Raw genomic sequence first — 16,199 nt, forward strand, 5'->3', positions numbered from 1 at the left:
ACCAAGGACACATCCATGAGACGCATCGCCATCGTCGGCGCCGGCCAGTCCGGCCTGCAACTCGCCTTCGCCCTGCTCGACCAGGGTTATCACGTCACGCTCGCGACCAACCGCGACACCGAACAGATCCGCACCGGCAAGGTCATGTCGAGCCAGTGCATGTTCCACACGTCGTTGCAGATCGAGCGCGACCTCGGCCTGAACGCGTGGGAGGAAGCGTGCCCGTCCGTCGAAGGGATCGGCATCGCGGTGCCGCATCCGGACGGCAACGGCCGCAAGGTGATCGACTGGTCGTCGCGGCTCACCCGCTATGCGCAGTCGGTCGATCAGCGCGTGAAAATGGCCGACTGGCTCGACGGCGTGAAGCGCCGGGGCGCGGACGTGCGCATTGCCGACGTCGGCGTACCCGAACTCGAGGAGCTGGCGCGCAGCCACGACCTCGTGCTGCTCGCGGCCGGCAAGGGCGAGATCGTCAACCTGCTCGGCCGCGACGATGCACGCAGCGCGTTCGACCGCCCGCAACGCGCGCTGGCCCTCACCTACGTAAAAGGGATGACGCCGAGCCAGCCGTATTCGCGCGTGCGCTTCAACCTGCTGCCCGGCATCGGCGAGTATTTCGTGTTCCCCGCGCTGACCACGACGGGCCCCTGCGAAATCATGGTGTACGAAGGCATTCCGGGCGGCCCGCTCGACTGCTGGGCCGACGTGAAGACGCCCGAGCAGCATCTGGACCGCAGCCTGTCGTTCCTGCAGCAGTACGTACCGTGGGAATTCGAGCGCTGCCGCGACGTCGAGCTCACCGATCCGAACGGCACGCTCGCCGGACGCTTCACGCCGACCGTGCGCAAGCCGTTCTTCCGGTTGCCGTCGGGCCGCACGGTGTTCGGGATGGCCGATGCGGTGGTCGTCAACGATCCGATCACCGGCCAGGGATCGAACAACGCCGCGAAATGTGCGAAGGCGTATTTCGATGCGATCGTCGCACGCGATGCCGCGCCGTTCGGTGAAGACTGGATGCAGCAGACCTTCGAAGGCTACTGGGCGTATGCGCAGCATGTCGTGCGCTGGACCAACTCGCTGCTCACGCCGCCACCGCCGCACATCCTCGAACTGCTCGGCGCGGCCGGCCAGTTGCCGTCGCTCGCCGCGGCGATCGTCGACGGCTTCGACGATCCGCGCCGCTTCTCGCCGTGGTGGTTCGAGCCGTCGGCCTGCGCGGCGATGATCCGCGAACACAGCGTGCGCGCGGAGTGACCGACATGGAAACGACCGCTACCGATCGCCCGGCCCTCGACCCGCTGCAGTTGCGCGCCGCGTTCGGGCAATTCCCGACCGGCGTGACCGTGATCACTACGTGCGCGGCCGACGGACGCAAGGTGGGCCTCACCGCCAATTCGTTCTCGTCGCTGTCGCTCGATCCGCCGCTCGTGCTGTGGAGCCTGCGCAAGGTCGCGCCGAGCCGCCCGGATTTCGTCGCGGCCACCCATTTCGCGATCAACATCCTCGCGCACGACCAGATCGAGCTGTCGCGCCGCTTCGCGACGCCCAGCGCCGACAAGTTCGACGGCGTGCTTCACGTCGATTCGGAAACCGGCGGCGTGCCCTGCCTCGACGGCGCGAGCGCGCGCTTCGTGTGCCGCAACGTCGGCCATTACGAAGGCGGCGATCACCTGCTCTTCATCGGCCAGATCGAGCAGTTCGACACGTTCGGCCGTGCACCGCTGGTGTTCCACGCGGGCCAGTATCGCGCGATCGCCGATCATCCCGATCTTTTTCGCGCCATTTGATTAGTTATACAAATAAATACACCAGGAGGTGGTGAACATGAAACTCGGCTCTCGCGTGCTCGTCGTCGCAGGCCTCACGATCGCCGGCATGGCCGCAAGCGTGCCGGCCGGCGCGGCGGACCTGCCGGCGGTCAACCTCGGCATGACCAGCTTCCTCGACGGGATGCCGCCGGCCGGCGCCGGCTGGTACGGCACGCAGTACCTGCAGTACTACACGGCCGGCCGCGTCAACGACAATGCGGGCAACAAGGTCGGGTTGCCGAAGCAGGACATCGACCTGTTCGCGGGGCTGAGCCAGCTCGTCTATCAGTCGCCGCGGACGTTCGCGGGCATGCATCCCGGCCTCGACGTGATCCTGCCGTGGATCGCGTCCGCGCGAACCGACGACGGCATCGGCAACGTCGCGCTGAATGCACGCGCCGGCTTCGGCGACCTGCTGATCGGCCCGTTCATCCAGTTCGATCCGGTGATGGGCGCGCAAGGCCCGCGCTTCGCGCAGCGCGTGGAATTCCAGTTCATCGCGCCGACCGGCGCGTACGATCCGTCGCGCGCGATCAATCCCGGCAGCCATGTCTGGTCGTTCGATCCGTACTGGGCGGCGACGCTGTGGCTCACGCCCAAATGGACCGTGTCGTGGCGGCTGCATTATCTGTGGAACGCGACCAACCATCAACCGGCCACGTCGCTCGGCCCGGACGTGACGTCGACGCAGGCCGGCCAGGCGATCCACGCGAACTTCGCGACCGAGTACGAAGTGCGCCCCGGCCTGCGGCTCGGGCTCAACGGCTACTGGCTGCGCCAGACCACCGACATGAAGGAAAACGGGCAGGACGTGCCGGGCACGCGAGAAGCCGTGTTCGCGATCGGCCCGGGGGCGATGGTTAGCTTCTCGCCGCAGGATCATCTGATGTTCAACGCGTACTTCGAGACCTATGCGCGCAACCGGCCGCAAGGCGCGCGGATGGTGCTGCGGTACGTGCATCACTTTCAGTGACGACCGCAGCCGGCTACGGCGGGCCCCCTGCACCGCTCACGCGCCGTGCACGTCCTCGTCGATCCGCAGCAGCCGCCCGGCGTTCGCAATCACGATGAACGTGCCGACGTTGTGCAGGATCGCCGCCCACACCGCGCCGAGCATGCCGGTCGCGGCGAGCGCGATCACCGCGAGCGTCCACGCGAGGCCGATCGCCGCATTGGTCGTCGCCGTGCGACGGCATTGCCGGCCAAGGCGGATGCAGGTCGGAATCCGCTTCAGGTCGTCGCCCAGCAGCACGACATCGGCCGATGCGATCGCGATGTCGACGCCACGCTCGCCCATTGCAATGCTCGTCGAGCCGGCCTTGATCGCCAGCACGTCGTTCAGCCCGTCGCCGACGACGAGCGGATGCAGCCCCGCGCCGATCTCGCGCATCACGTAGTCGAGCTTGTCGTGCGGCAGCGCCTGCGCGACCACCGTCTCGATGCCCGTCTCGGCCGCGACCTTGCTCGCGACGCGCTCGAGGTCGCCCGTCAGCAGCGTCTGCCGCCCAAGGCCCAGCGTCCGCAGTTCGGCAAGCGCGTCACGTGCGTCGGGCCGCAAGGTATCCGCGAAACCGAACCACGCGAGCAGCCGCCCGTCGAGCACGAGGCCGACGAGCGGCCCGTCGAATCCTTCCGGGGGCGGCGGCAGGTCACCGGCATGGTCGGCGAGCAGCGCGGGCCGGCCGAGTACCGCCGTGCCGTCCGGCGTGTCGGCGACGACACCGAGCCCGCGCAATTCTCGCGTGCGCTCGAACGGCGCAACGGCTGCGCCGGTCAAGCCCGACGCGGCGGCATCGCGGACGAGCGCGCGGCTCGCCGGGTGCGCGCTGCTTTCGCCGAGCCGCGCGGCCAGCGCACGCGCGTGCGCGCCGTCGACGCCGGGTTGCAACCACACCTGCCGCACCTGCAATTCGCCGCGGGTGAGCGTGCCCGTCTTGTCGATCACGAGCGAATCGACTTCGGCGATCTTGTCGAGAAACGCGGCATTGCGAAACAGGATGCCGTGCCGCGCGCCAACCGCGATTCCCGCGATGGCCGTGGACGGTGCGGCGAGCACCAGCGCGCACGGGCACGCCGCCACGATCACCGCGAGCATCGCCGAGGCATTCGCGGACGTGAACCAGACGATCGCCGCGATCAGCAGCACGAGCGCGAGATACGCGCCCATGTGCCGCTCGAGCACCTGCGTGACGGGCGGTTTCGCCTGTTCCGCGTGCTGCATCAACGCGATGATCTTGCCGAGCGTCGAATCCTTGCCCGTGTGCGTGACGTCGATGCGCAGCACGCCATCGAGATTCAATGCGCCGCCATACACGGCGCTGCCTGCCTCGACGTCGTGCGGTACGGATTCGCCGGTGATCGGCCCGTTGTCGACGCTCGACGTGCCCGCGACCACCACGCCGTCGACCGGAATGCGCGCGCCGGCCACCACTTCGATGCGGTCGCCCGCACGCAGCGCGTCGTACGCGACTTCGACGATACGGCCGTCGGCACCGATGCGCCGCACGCGGCCGGCCGTCAGCCGGCCGAGCGCGCGGATCGCCTCCTGCGAACCGAGCACGCTGCGCTCTTCCAGTGCATGGCCGAAGGTCATCACGATCGGCAGCAGCGCGGCCGTCGTCATGTCGCCGATCGCCCACGCGGCCAGCATCGCGAGTGCGATCAGGCGATCGGTCACGCCGTGCAGGCTCGGCGCGCGCAGGCTGTGCCACGCACTCGCGAACACCGGCCCCGCGACGATCAGCGACGCGAGCGCGGCGAGCAGTTGTGCAAGCGTGTCGCCGCCGGCCGACAGCATGCGCCATGCGAACGACAGCACGAGCAGGCCGCCCGCGAGCAGCGCCAGCGCGATCTGCCGCGTGATCGTGCGGCGCTCGTCGGAGGACAGCGCATAGGCGGTCGTGCCGGCAGGCGCGGCGTCCGGCTGCGTGGCCGGTTCGGCGAGCGAATTCATCGGGCGGTTCCGGGCAGGATCAGGTTCGAGGTGTCGTGCGGATCGATCGTCGTCACGCGCCCCGCTTTCGACAGCACACGCTGCACGCGATCGCGATACAGCCGCGCCAGCAGCCCCGGATCGCCGTTCTCGCGGAGCGTCGCGTCGAGCTGCCGGATGTCGAGCGTATCGGTCTGCGCGGTCGCGACGCGCTCGGCCGCGTGGGCCTGCGCATCCTGGACGATGCGGTCGGCGTCCTGCTGCGCATCCTGGCGCCGCTGTTCGGCGGCGGTGCGGGCTTCGGCGATGGTCCGCTCGGCGACCTGCAGCGACGTCAGCACCGCGTTGAACGCATCGGCGGCCGCACCGGGAAACGCAGGCTGCACGTCGACGCGCGCGACTTCGACGCCGAGCCCCGCGTGCGCCGCGTCGAGTGCACGCAGGTGCCGCGCGATCGCATCGGCGAGATCGCCGCGCAACCGTTCGCGACGCGCGGCCATCTGCCGGTCGGCGGCCAGTTGCTCGGGCCGGGCGACCAGGATCGCGTCGAGATCGCGGGTCGCCGCAACTTCGACGGCCGACGCGGACACGATCCGCTCGAGCGCCGCGTCGAGGCGAGCCTGCTGCAGCACGTACGCGTACGGATCGCTGACCCGGTAGTAGAGCACCGCGCTCAACGCGACCGCGCCGCCGTCGCCCGTCAGCACGTAGCCGGAACCGGCCAGCGCGTCGGACAACCGCGCGACGCCCTTCGCGGACAGCGCGAGCGCCCGCGGATCGCGGTCGAGCGAGCGGATCCGCTGCTCGAGCACGCGGGCGGCACCCGGCACGAGCAGGACCGATTCGAACGGCTGCGGCCACGCGATCACGAGCCCGGCGTCCTGGGTGCGCACGAGCGCGCCGAACCGCATCACGACCGCGCGGCTGTCTGCCGGAATCCGCCGGATGTTCGAGCCGGCCCACGCGCAGGCGGCGAGCACCGCGAGCGCGGCGACGAACCAGAACGACAGGCGCACGGCCTGCGCGCCCGGCCCGAGCGGCGGTGCGGACGGCTCGCTCATCGCGCGGCCTTGTGCGCGTTGGGCGCCGGCGCGGCCTGCGCCGACGCGTCGCCCGGGCCCTGCACGAGCACGCGGAACGGCGCGGCGTCGGTACGCAGGATCAGGTTCGTATTGGTGCCGACCACCGCGTTCAGCGTGTCGAGCGACCGCAGCATCGTGTACAGATGCGGGTTGCCCGCATAGCTCTTGCCGTAGATGTCGGCCGCATCCTTGCGCGATTGCGCTTCGATGCCGGCCGCTTTCACGTTCGCGTCGGCCAGCGCGATGCGCGCGTCGCGCTCGGCGTCGGAACGGATCTGCGCGGCCTCGCGATTGCCCTCCGCGGTACGCTGCGCGGCCACCGTCTCGCGTTCCGCGCTCATCCGGTCGACCGTCGCGGCAAGCGTGACGGCCGGCAGCGTGAGCCGTTCGAGCCCGACCTGGGCAACACGCACGCCATAAGCCGCATAAAGCTGCGCATCGATCTGCCGGCGCAGCGCCTCTTCGAACTCGCCGATCTTCACCTGGGCCGGATCGGTGTTCACGAGCGACGCGAGATCGTATCCGGCGGACGTCGTCTGCAGCGCGGAGCCGACGAGCGAGCGGATCTGCCGCGCCGCTTCGTCCGGCTCGTTGCCGACCGCGCGCATGAAGCGCCCGATGTCGCGCGCATCGGCCGGCACGCGCCACGCGACGTACGCCTCGACGATGATGCGCAGCCCGTCGCGGGTGCCGACGTCCTGCAGGCCGCTCGACGTGGTGTGCAGGCGCAGGTCGACGGGCGTCACCGCATCGATCGGCGCAGGCAGGCGCCACGCGAGCCCGGGTTCGAGCAGCACGCGCACGGGCCGCCCGAAGCGCGTGATCACCGACGCCTCGCCGGCACGCACCTGCACGAAGCTCGCGACCGCGAGCGCGACGAGCACGCAAAGCACGGCAACGGCCACGCGCAGGCGAAACGCGCCGGGCGGCTGCGGCGCACCGTGGTGCGCGTGATGGTGGTGGCCGTGGCCATGGCCGTGGTGCGCATGGTCATGCGCGTGCGAATGAAACAGACTCACGATGTCGCCCCGGGTGCGGCGTCGCCCGCGCGCGGTGCGGCGACACGGCTGGTTGCCGTGTCGCGCCGTCCGTGCGGAAATCGCCGCGACATGTCAATGGATGCCGGCGAGATCGCCGGCAGGCGTATTGCGAAGATCGACGGTCGCCCGCGTGCCGTCGGCCAGCCGGTCGTCGATGATCGTCATGCGCGCGTCGCGCAGGCCGCGTTGCAGCCGGTCGAGGTAATACTCGAACGGAAACGCAGGGCCGCCGAGCCGGTATGCCACCTGGTCGGCGTCGAAATCGATCTGCTGCACGCGCGCCGACGATACCGTGTCGCCGGCCTGCGCTTCGGCGTGCGCGACCCGTTCGAGCGCCTGCTGCTGCGCGTTGCCGAGCAGGCCGGCCGCGAAGCCGCGCGCCTGCGCGACGCTGCCCTGCGCGCGGATCTGCGCGGCCTGCACGTCATGGAACGCGGCGGCTGCGCCGGTCGGCGGATGCACGCTCTCGATCACGACCGCGATCACGTCGACGCCGCTTTGCAGCCGGTCGAGCTGCTGCTGGATCGCGCGCTTCAACTGATCGGCCATCGCGGCCTGATTGGTTTCGAGCAGCGCTTCGAGCGTATGCGACGCGAGGTAGTGCACGAGTTCGCGATTGGCGCTCGTGCGCACCGTGCTTTCCGGGTCGATCGTGCGATAGAGCGCCGCGCGCGCGTCGGCATCGGTCAGGCCGAGCCGGTAGTCCACCCGCACGTCGGCGTTGACGATCTGGAAGTTCTGGCGGTCGCCGTTCGCGCCGGCAATCACCTGGGTGGTTTCCCACGGATGCGGCACATCCCACAGACGGTCGAGGCGTTCGGGTGTCGGGCCGTCGGCCGGCACGGGCGACGTATCGGCGCTGCCGTCGTTCGCGCTGCCCGCGATCGCAACCTGGTGCACCGCGCCGTTGTCGACGATGCGCGCGCGCCCGAACGGCCAGGGCAGGCCGACGTGCAGGCCCGGCTGCCAGACGGCGACCGGCGCGCCGAAGCGCTCATAGACCGCGCGCTGCTCCGGGTTCAGTACGACGACGGCGGTAAGCAGCCATGCACACGCGACGGTGGCGGCGAGCGCGCCGGGCAGCAGCCGCACGAAGCTGCGCCAGCCCCAGCTCTGCCGCAGGTCGATGCCGTAACGATGGCGCAGCTCGGCGCCGAGCGACGCGAACGGCGACGGGCGCCGGCTCAGCAGCCCGGCGATCGCGCTGGTCGGCACGATGGCGCCGCGCGGCACCGCAAACCACGACAGCACGCCGCGCAGCGCCAGTTCGGCGGCAACAGCTGCATTGAGCAGCGCGACCGCCTGCACGAGCCCGTCCGCGGTGCGGTGCCGGAACGCGAACCATGCAGCGGCCAGCGCACCCGCGAGCGCGGTGACGAGCGCGACGCGCAGCACCCGCGTGAGCGACGCGGACACCGCCGAGCGGCTGGCGGCCGCCGCATGGTGGCGTTCGGCGACGAGTGTGAGGAAGGCGAGCACGATGCAGGCCGCGCCGGCTGCGAGCGTCGGCTCGGGCGCAGCCATCGCGCGCACCAGCATCCCGGGCGACGGCGGCTGCCACGCGAGCGCGGCAAGCGCGACGGAGAGCACGCCGCCCGCGGCAACGGCCCACGGCCGCCAGTCGATCGCGGCGGCGATCGCCGGCCACGGGTTGGCGTCGTGTTCCGGCTCGTGCTTGCGGCTGAAGGCATCGCGCAGCCACTCGCCGAGCAGCGTGGCGGCCGATATGTCGGGAGGATGGCGGCGTGCGCGGCCGGCGAGCAGCACGCCGATCGCGACGACGAGTACGTTGCACCAGGCGCTGGCAAGCGGTGCGCACCAGCGCAGGTCGGCGGGCAGGAAGTCGACGGCGCCCAGCGCGCCGAGCGTGGCGACCAGCAACGCGGCGGCGCCTGCGACCGGCGCGACTGCGTCGCGGCCGGCCGGGTTGCCGGGAATGTCGTCGTTGCCTTCCGCCTGTTGCCCCATCGGGGATTCCTTACGTACGCGTTACAGGATGCGCAGGAGTCCGTGCGGAATGCTGCGAGCGGCAATGTAGCGCGGCGGATGATGAAACTCAAGGCATCGATGCGATTGGCTCGGCGGATGAGACAGTCGTGTGGGTGGAACCTTTCCGACACATTACGCGCAACGTGCGCAGCCAATATCCGGCGCGGCGCATCGTCCGGGATTCAGATGAGATGCCGGCCCGCGGCCGACTCGATCGCCAGCATGCGGGCATGCGGAGGGTGCCGCTCGTCGGCCCCCTACTTCGCCGCCTGCGCCGCCGGCGTGAACGAGCACTTCGGATCGTTCTTGCCCCGCGCCGAACAGCACTCGAGCAGGTCGCTCACCGACTTCACGTTGGCCGCGTTCCATTCGTCGCGGCTGCGGTTGTTGTCGATCGGCATCCAGTGCGTCAGCGGATAGCTGCTCGCCAGCTGGTTGCTGCCTTTGGGCGGCGGCAGCAACCCGGCGGCGAGCGGCACGTAGATCTTGCAACTGTTCTGGTCGCCGATCCGGTGGCAGCCGATGCAGGTGTTGCCGGGCGTGCTGATCGCGTGCGACGTCCATGATGCGAAGTCGGCACCGAGATTGACGTACTTGCCCCACGGATCGGTCGGCACGCGGTTCCATACCTGCCCGATCCACGGGCTGTACATGACCGGGCTCGCGTCATGGCACGACACACAGCGCTTCGTCGCGGTCGCAGCCGGTTTCCACCAGAATTCCGCGGCCGACGGACGACCGGGCGGCGGGGTCTTCTCGTTCGGCGGCGGCACACGCGACGCGTCCATGCCGCCCGTGCCGCCCTTGTCCGCATGAAACCAGCAGGTCTTGCCGTTGCGCACGTGGTGCAGCACGATGTCGACTTCGTCGTAATACGGGCTGCGGTTCTCGCGGATCTGCTTGCGACGGCAAAACGCCGAGATCTGCGTGTCGCCGTGCGACAGGTCGAGGATCTTCGAGTAAGGCGTGCATTGCCCGGCGGTCGGCGCATCATACGGCAACAGCGCCGGCCGATCGCAGGTCATGTGAGCCGTGTACCGCGCGGGCACGCTGCCGTTGACGGTAATCGGCACGTCCGTGCCGCTGTTGCAGTCGAACGCGGGAATCTCGCCGATTTCGTCGGTGCATTGCTGCGCGTATTCGTGCAGGGAGGCATCGGCGCCTTCCGCGGCAAACGAGGCGGGCGCGGCCAGCAGCATCGCCAGCGCCGCGATGCAGGTCCTGATCGTCATGCCGCCTCCTTCGTGTAGCGCATCGCCACCTTGCGAATGGCCTCGATGTACTTGACGTAGCCGGTGCAACGACACACGTTGCCGCCCACCCACGTTTCGATCATCGCGTCCAGTTCGGCGGCGGGTACCGGTTGCGCGCGCAGATGATCGAGCATCGCGGTCGCGGCCATCAGGAATCCGGACGCGCAGTAGCCGCACTGGAACGCGAACGATTCGAGAAAACTCTGCTGCAGCGGCGACAGCGTGCCGTCCTGCGCGAGCCCTTCGATCGTGTACACGTGCATGCCGGCCATCGCGCTGACCGGCGTCGAGCACGACAGCGTCTTTTCCATCGGCGCGTCAGGCGTGTTGCGCACGCCGACCGTGCACGCCCGGCACACGCCGATGCCGCAGCACAGCTTCGTGCCGGTCAGGTCCTGTCGTTCATGCAGGAAGTCGATGAGGTTCATGTCGGCGTCGGCGGCGGGGGCCTCGACGGGCTGGCCGTTCACGACCATGCGGACCGGATCGCTCATTGCAGTGCCTCCCGAATCTTGTCCGGCGTGACCGGCGTGACCCTGAACCGCTTCCCGGTCGCCATCGCCAGCGCATTGAGCAGCGCCGGCGCGATCGGGCACATCACCGCTTCCGCGATGCCGCGCGCATTCGCGGGATCGTTGCCGGGCGGCGGCAGCGCGATCAGCTCCTGCTCGGGAATGTCGGGCAGGCGCGTCACCTCGTAGCGGTCGAGGTTCCATCGGCCGCCACCCGGGCCGTCGGAACCCAGCGGACACGTCTCGGTCAGCACGTTGCCGATCCCCATCGCGACCGCACCCTGCGACTGTCCTTCGACGAGCTCCGGCGATAGTTGCCGCCCGACGCTCACCGCCGACACCACGCGCTCGACCTTCACGCGCCCGTTCGCCGGATCGACGGACACGCCGACGAGCGACGCCGACGGCGCATAGGTCGTGCGTCCGTAAAGGCTCGTGTCGACCGGCGGCGGCTGCAGCGTGCGGTACAGCGGCGTCAGGAAGTAGGGATCGAGGCCGACCGCGACGTAGTCGTAGTCGATTTGCGCACTGCCCGACGCGAACGGATAGGTGCCCTTCCAGAAGTAGCCGGCATAGCTCGCATGAACGGCCGCCACCGTCTGCAGGCCCAGCTTCGTGATGGTGCCGAGCAGCGCCGGCCACGAAATCGGCGCGAGGCCGTTCGCGACGAGCGCACCATTGGCCCAGCGCACGTCCTCGGCGCGCACGGGCACGCCCCACCACGCACGGGCAGCCGGCAGCACGCTTTGCAGGAACAAGGCCTGTGCCGCCCCCTTCACCGCGTGATACTGGTGAAAGGCACCGAGACAGGCGCTCGACGAACCGTACGTGTAGCGCACCGTCTTCGGATTGGCCGACGGATTGCTCGAACGCGTGAGCCCGAGTGCATTGAACGGCCCGATCTCGCTCATGGCGATCGTCTGCGCGTTCTGCCCGAGAAATTCTGACGGTGCGAGCCCCAGCGTCGTGGCCGCGCCATTGCCCATGTCGGTGTACGGCGTGACCACGCGCAGCCGGCTGTCGGGCAGGATCTGCACCATCCCGAACATGCCGTCGCCGGAGGTGCCGTAGGCTTCGTTCGCCATCGCGAGTCCCACGCCGTAGCGGAGATGGCGCGCACCGCGTTCCGCGCGGGTACGCTCGCGATCGCGCCACAGCGGGTGCTGTTCGAGCCGGTCGAGCAGCGCGTCGAGCTGCAGGTCGAACAGGATCGGCGCGCCCGTGATCGCGCGCCCCTTGCCGAGCCCGGGCGTGCTGCCGAGAAAATTGGCGCGACGGATCGCGAACGGCGAGAGCCCGAGCCGGCGCGCGGCCTCGTCCATCAGCGTCTCGACCGCCATGAACGCCTGCGGGCCGCCGAAGCCGCGCTGCGATCCGCCGAACACTTCCCGCGTATAGGTGGACGCCGCCTGCGCGCGTGCGCGCGGAATCTCGTAGCAGTTCATCGCGCTCAGCGCGGCGAGCTGCGCGACGTACGGCGACAGGTTCTTCTTGCCGCCGCCGTTCATCAGGAAATCGCACGTGATCGCTTCGAGCTTGCCGCGCCGGTTGAACCACAGCGATTCGGAGAACTGCGTTTCGCAGCGCTTCAACCCGACCTGGAACTGCTCGTAGCGCGACTGCTGCCAACGCAGCGCACCCTTCGCGAACGGCGCGGCGAGCGCGAGATAGAGCGGGAAATAGGACTTGTCGCGCCCGCCGAAGCCGCCGCCCGGATAGCACGCGATCACGTGGGCCTCCTTGGCCGCGACGTCGCTGCCCTGGAACAGCGCGAGCGCGCCGGTCGCATCGTCGTTCGCCGACTGCGTCCCGAGCACGAGGCTCATTTTCGCGCTGGACGCGTCGTACCATGCGAGCCCCGCTTCGGGCTCCATGAACATCGGGTCCATCGCCGGCGTCTCGAATCCTTCGTTGCCGGTCGCACGCACGCCGATCCACGCGCCGGCGGCCGCGTTGCGGGCGATCGTCGCATCGATGTTGGCGACCGCCTCTTCGCGTTGCTTCAGGTATTCGGCGGTCGGCTTGCCGCTGCCGTCGGTCTGGTAGTTGTCGACGTAGTTGAAGCCGCGTTCGTCATCGCGCACGTAGATCGTCACGGGGGAAAACGGCACGGCCTGCGCGGCCGTCGGGCGCGTGACCGGCGCGCCGTAGCGGATCACGCCGCGGTTGAAATCGAGCAGCTTCTTCGCGCGACGATAGACATCGAAGTTCTCGAACACCAGCAGCGCGGCCGGTTGTCCGTAGCAATCCGCCGGGTGGCCGGTGCGCGCGAGCCAGTAGATGTCCTGGTTCGCGATCGGATCGGCCTCGGGTGCCAGCGGAATCCGGCGCGCGCTCAGCAGCGCGTTGTCGACGACGGCGATCGGCCGCAATTCGGCCGGCAGCACCCCGAGGTCATAGCCTTCGTACACGGCGTCGACCCGATCGCACCGCAACGCATAGAGCCAGTTCTCCTGCTGCGGCCAGCCGGCGAAGTCGCGCGACTTGAAGTCACGTGCGTAGATCTTCTGGCCCGTGACCTTCGGGATGCCGTCGATGCGCCAGCGCGCCTTGCCGGGCACCGGCGCCCAGCTCGGCCCGGCCGCATCGTCGTCCGCCTGCCCGGCGGCGCCGAGCGCCAGCGCCGGCAAATGGGTGATCGAGATCGCGACGAGCGCGCCGCTCCCGGCCAGCTTCAGAAAGGTCCGGCGTGTCACAGGCACATCGATGGCCATGCTGGGTCCCTCGTTCGAATAGTCGTGCCGGCACGGCCGACGCGCGACACGACGCCGGCCGTGTGCGGGCCGCTTCGCGTGTGCTTCGTCGTGCGGGATGTCGGTGCGGAATCGGTCTTGCGGACGCGGTCGCGTGCCGGTGGTCAGGAATCGGGGGGAAGCGGACCGGGGAACGTGCGCGGCGGATTCGCGCGGGCGCCACGGGAGCGCGGATGTCTGCTGGATGAAGCGTCAGGCCGCCTGCTTGCCATTGCTTGCTTGTTCATGTTTCCCCCGGCCTTGATCGTGCGTGACTGGCCTGTTTTCCGTATTGTCGGGCAGTCGCTTGATTTTCAAGTGTTGTTGTTCGGTATTTGCGGCACGTGTAACGTTTGCTTCGTCAGTACCGTGATGCAGGCATGATTTTCAATAATGTAGAAATTCGAACCGGGTATTTCAAGGAGATTTTCGGATGGCGCGCAGCGGTGCGCAAAAAACGAACGAGAAGCCATTGCCACAAACAACGAAGTCAACAATCCCGCGGATCATTGCCGTCTTTCAATATCAGGCGAGGTATCGCCGTGCCGTTTCAATCGAGCGCACAACGCGATGCCGGCAAACTTCGCCGGCATGCAGGTTAGCAGTAGGGGGCAGCCGCTGAGGCGGTGGACTACGGCTCGTTCCATGGCCGACCATGGGTCCAGGATGCCTTGACGCCGCTATGGTCAACCTGTCTCGCGGCGCCGCCTGGGGAGGGAGCCTCCATGAAGCCTGTTATCGTGCCGGCCGGCGGGGGTGGCCGTCCAGCACGCAACACCTTGATCGGCGATTCAGACGATCCGGACGATCCCGTCGCCCCCGGGCATGACGCCTGTTCGCCGCTCACGGCGACATCCCGACGAACGTCGGCAGCAACACGCGATAGACGTGAATCATCGCCGGCCCGAGCAGCACCAGCATCAACGACGGAAAGATGCAGAAGATCAGCGGAAACAGCAGCTTCAGCGCGATCTTCGCGGCCCGCTCTTCCGCGCGCATCCGGCGTCGAGTGCGAAGCAGGTCCGACAGCACGCGCAGCGATTCGCTGATGGCCGTGCCGAAACGATCGGCCTGGATCAGCATCGCGCAGAACGACTCGATATCCTCGACGCCGGTGCGCAGCGCGAGATTGCGCAGCGCCGTTTCCTTCGTGAAGCCGGAGCGCATCTCGAGCAGCAGCAGGTCGAGCTCTCCCGATACCACTTCGCTGCTGAAGCGCAGTTCCTCGCTCACCTTCATCAGTGCGGCGTCGAGCCCCAGCCCCGCTTCGACGCACACCGTCAGCAGATCGAGCGCGTCCGGGAAATCCTCGAAGATCTTCTGCTGGCGCACCTTGATCCGCTGCGACAGCACGATGTTCGGGATGTAATAGCCGATCCCGGCCAGCACGACGAGGATCACCGACAGGATGGCGCGCTCGTCGCCGAGCCGGGTCGTGATCAGCACCAGCAGCGTCGCGCACGGCAGCGCGAGCGCGAGTACCGTCTTGGCGGTGAAGTACAGCGCGGCCGCGCTCTGGTTGCGCCAGCCGGCATTCATGAGCCGGATGCGCAGCGGCGAACTCTCCCAGCCCTCCTTCGGCACCGACAGCTTCGAGATCGGCGTGGACAATTCCACCAGCTTCGCGACCCAGCGCGACGCCATGTCGTCGCCGTCGCCGGACGCGACACCGGCGCCACCACCGCCGGCCTGCTGGATACGCCGCTGGATATTACGCGGCGCGAACAGCAGCATCGCGGCGAGCGCGCCGCCGGCCACGAAGAGGAACAAGCCGCCCAGCATCACGGCGTGGACAACGCTCAGGTTTTGCATGACACCCTCGCAACGGTTCGTGATTCGGTTCGCGCGTCAGACGCGAATCCGGACAATGCGGCGGATCCAGAGCAGACCGAAGACCATCGACACCAGCATCACGCCGACCATCCTGATCCCTGCCGGATCCTGCCAGAGCACCGACAGGAACTCGCGGTTCACCAGTGCGATCATCCCCGCAGTGCCGAACGGCAACAGCCCGAGGATCCATGCGGATAGCCGCCCTTCCGCCGACAGCACGCGCACCTTGTCGAACAGCTTGAAGCGCTCGCGGATCAGCGCGGAGATGCTGTCGAGCAGTTCGGCCAGGTTGCCGCCGGTCTCGCGCTGGATCAGTACCGCGATCACGAAGTAGCGCAGATCCTGCACCGGCACGCGTGTCGCGAGGTTCATCAGCGCGTCGTGCAGCGACACGCCGTAGTTGACCTCGTCGAACGTGACCCGGAACTCGCCGCCCATCGGATCGGGAAACTCCTCGCTCACCATCCCGAGCGTGCTCGTGAACGCATGGCCGGAGCGCAGCGCGCGCGCGATCATGTCGCAGATGTCCGGCAGTTGCCGTTCGAGCTTGCGCATGCGCCGCCGGCGGCAGCGCATCACGTACATCATCGGCAGGCAACCGGCAAACAGCGCGATCGGCAGCGCGGCCAGTTGCGGCAACGTGGCGAAGCTCAGCGCCAGCCACGCGAGCGCCGGAAACACCGCGCTGAGCACGATCAGCTTCGGCAGCGTCCAGTCGAGGCCCGACTGCTGGATCATGAGATCGAGCGCATGCACACGCGGTACACGCAGCAGCAACTGATCGAACGGCTTCGACTCGTCGAGCATCCGCTTCTTCAGGATCGACAACCGCTCCTGCTGCACGTTGCCGCCGGCCGACATCGCGCGAATGCGCGACTCGATCCGGCGCGCGGCGGCGCCATGCCGCGCGTTCCACCATTGATAGGCGCCTTCGATCGTCAGCACGACCGCGACGAACGTGAGAATCACAAAGGCGTAGAAGATCGTGTTCATGAGGCCTCCCGGCAGCCAGCGCCCT

The 16,199-nt window shown here is 68.6% G+C and carries 12 protein-coding genes; 3 read left to right on the plus strand and 9 right to left on the minus strand.

Going from position 1 to position 16,199, the window contains the following annotated elements:
• Window positions 1–15: 15 nt before the first annotated feature.
• From CFB34_RS35215 to CFB34_RS35225, 3 genes are read left to right on the plus strand one after another with little or no spacing between them, the layout of a single operon-like run.
• A complete protein-coding gene (locus CFB34_RS35215; protein WP_089444295.1) occupies window positions 16–1,254 on the plus strand; it encodes a styrene monooxygenase/indole monooxygenase family protein in 1,239 nt (412 codons plus the stop codon).
• A 5-nt stretch (window positions 1,255–1,259) separates the two neighbouring features.
• Window positions 1,260–1,787, plus strand: a complete 528-nt coding sequence (locus tag CFB34_RS35220; protein ID WP_089444296.1) for a flavin reductase family protein — start codon at window positions 1,260–1,262, stop codon at window positions 1,785–1,787.
• A gap of 37 nt (window positions 1,788–1,824) precedes the next feature.
• Window positions 1,825–2,781: a transporter gene (locus tag CFB34_RS35225; RefSeq protein ID WP_089444297.1), complete on the plus strand. Its 957-nt coding sequence runs from the start codon at window positions 1,825–1,827 to the stop codon at window positions 2,779–2,781.
• Window positions 2,782–2,817: 36 nt separating this feature from the next.
• On the opposite strand, the gene CFB34_RS35230 is transcribed toward CFB34_RS35225, so the two are convergent.
• The 9 genes from CFB34_RS35230 to CFB34_RS35270 form a co-directional block, all read right to left on the minus strand.
• Window positions 2,818–4,761, minus strand: coding sequence for a cation-translocating P-type ATPase (locus CFB34_RS35230; RefSeq protein WP_089444298.1), 1,944 nt, complete (start codon window positions 4,759–4,761; stop codon window positions 2,818–2,820).
• Window positions 4,758–5,801: a protease modulator HflK gene (locus tag CFB34_RS35235; protein ID WP_089444299.1), complete on the minus strand. Its 1,044-nt coding sequence runs from the start codon at window positions 5,799–5,801 to the stop codon at window positions 4,758–4,760. Before CFB34_RS35235 ends, CFB34_RS35230 begins: the two co-directional genes overlap by 4 nt.
• Window positions 5,798–6,841: a protease modulator HflC gene (locus CFB34_RS35240; RefSeq protein WP_089444300.1), complete on the minus strand. Its 1,044-nt coding sequence runs from the start codon at window positions 6,839–6,841 to the stop codon at window positions 5,798–5,800. The genes CFB34_RS35235 and CFB34_RS35240 overlap by 4 nt, the downstream gene beginning before the upstream one ends.
• Before the next feature lie 93 nt (window positions 6,842–6,934).
• Window positions 6,935–8,830: a protease modulator HflK gene (locus CFB34_RS35245; RefSeq protein WP_089444301.1), complete on the minus strand. Its 1,896-nt coding sequence runs from the start codon at window positions 8,828–8,830 to the stop codon at window positions 6,935–6,937.
• 278 nt (window positions 8,831–9,108) lie between these two features.
• Window positions 9,109–10,083, minus strand: a complete 975-nt coding sequence (locus CFB34_RS35250) for a hypothetical protein (protein WP_089444302.1) — start codon at window positions 10,081–10,083, stop codon at window positions 9,109–9,111.
• Window positions 10,080–10,598 carry a (2Fe-2S)-binding protein gene (locus CFB34_RS35255; RefSeq protein WP_089444303.1) on the minus strand — a complete coding sequence of 173 codons (519 nt, stop codon included), beginning with the start codon at window positions 10,596–10,598 and terminating at the stop codon, window positions 10,080–10,082. Before CFB34_RS35255 ends, CFB34_RS35250 begins: the two co-directional genes overlap by 4 nt.
• Window positions 10,595–13,330 carry a molybdopterin cofactor-binding domain-containing protein gene (locus CFB34_RS35260; RefSeq protein WP_089444304.1) on the minus strand — a complete coding sequence of 912 codons (2,736 nt, stop codon included), beginning with the start codon at window positions 13,328–13,330 and terminating at the stop codon, window positions 10,595–10,597. The genes CFB34_RS35255 and CFB34_RS35260 overlap by 4 nt, the downstream gene beginning before the upstream one ends.
• An 861-nt stretch (window positions 13,331–14,191) precedes the next feature.
• Entirely contained in the window at window positions 14,192–15,160 is a 969-nt protein-coding gene (locus CFB34_RS35265; protein ID WP_089444305.1) for a type II secretion system F family protein, read from the minus strand.
• A gap of 36 nt (window positions 15,161–15,196) precedes the next feature.
• Complete coding sequence (locus tag CFB34_RS35270; RefSeq protein ID WP_089444306.1) at window positions 15,197–16,174, minus strand: type II secretion system F family protein; 978 nt, start codon at window positions 16,172–16,174, stop codon at window positions 15,197–15,199.
• Between the last annotated feature and the right edge of the window lie 25 nt (window positions 16,175–16,199).

Origin of the sequence: Burkholderia sp. HI4860 (genome assembly GCF_002223045.2) — a bacterium.
In the GTDB taxonomy this organism is placed as follows: domain Bacteria; phylum Pseudomonadota; class Gammaproteobacteria; order Burkholderiales; family Burkholderiaceae; genus Burkholderia.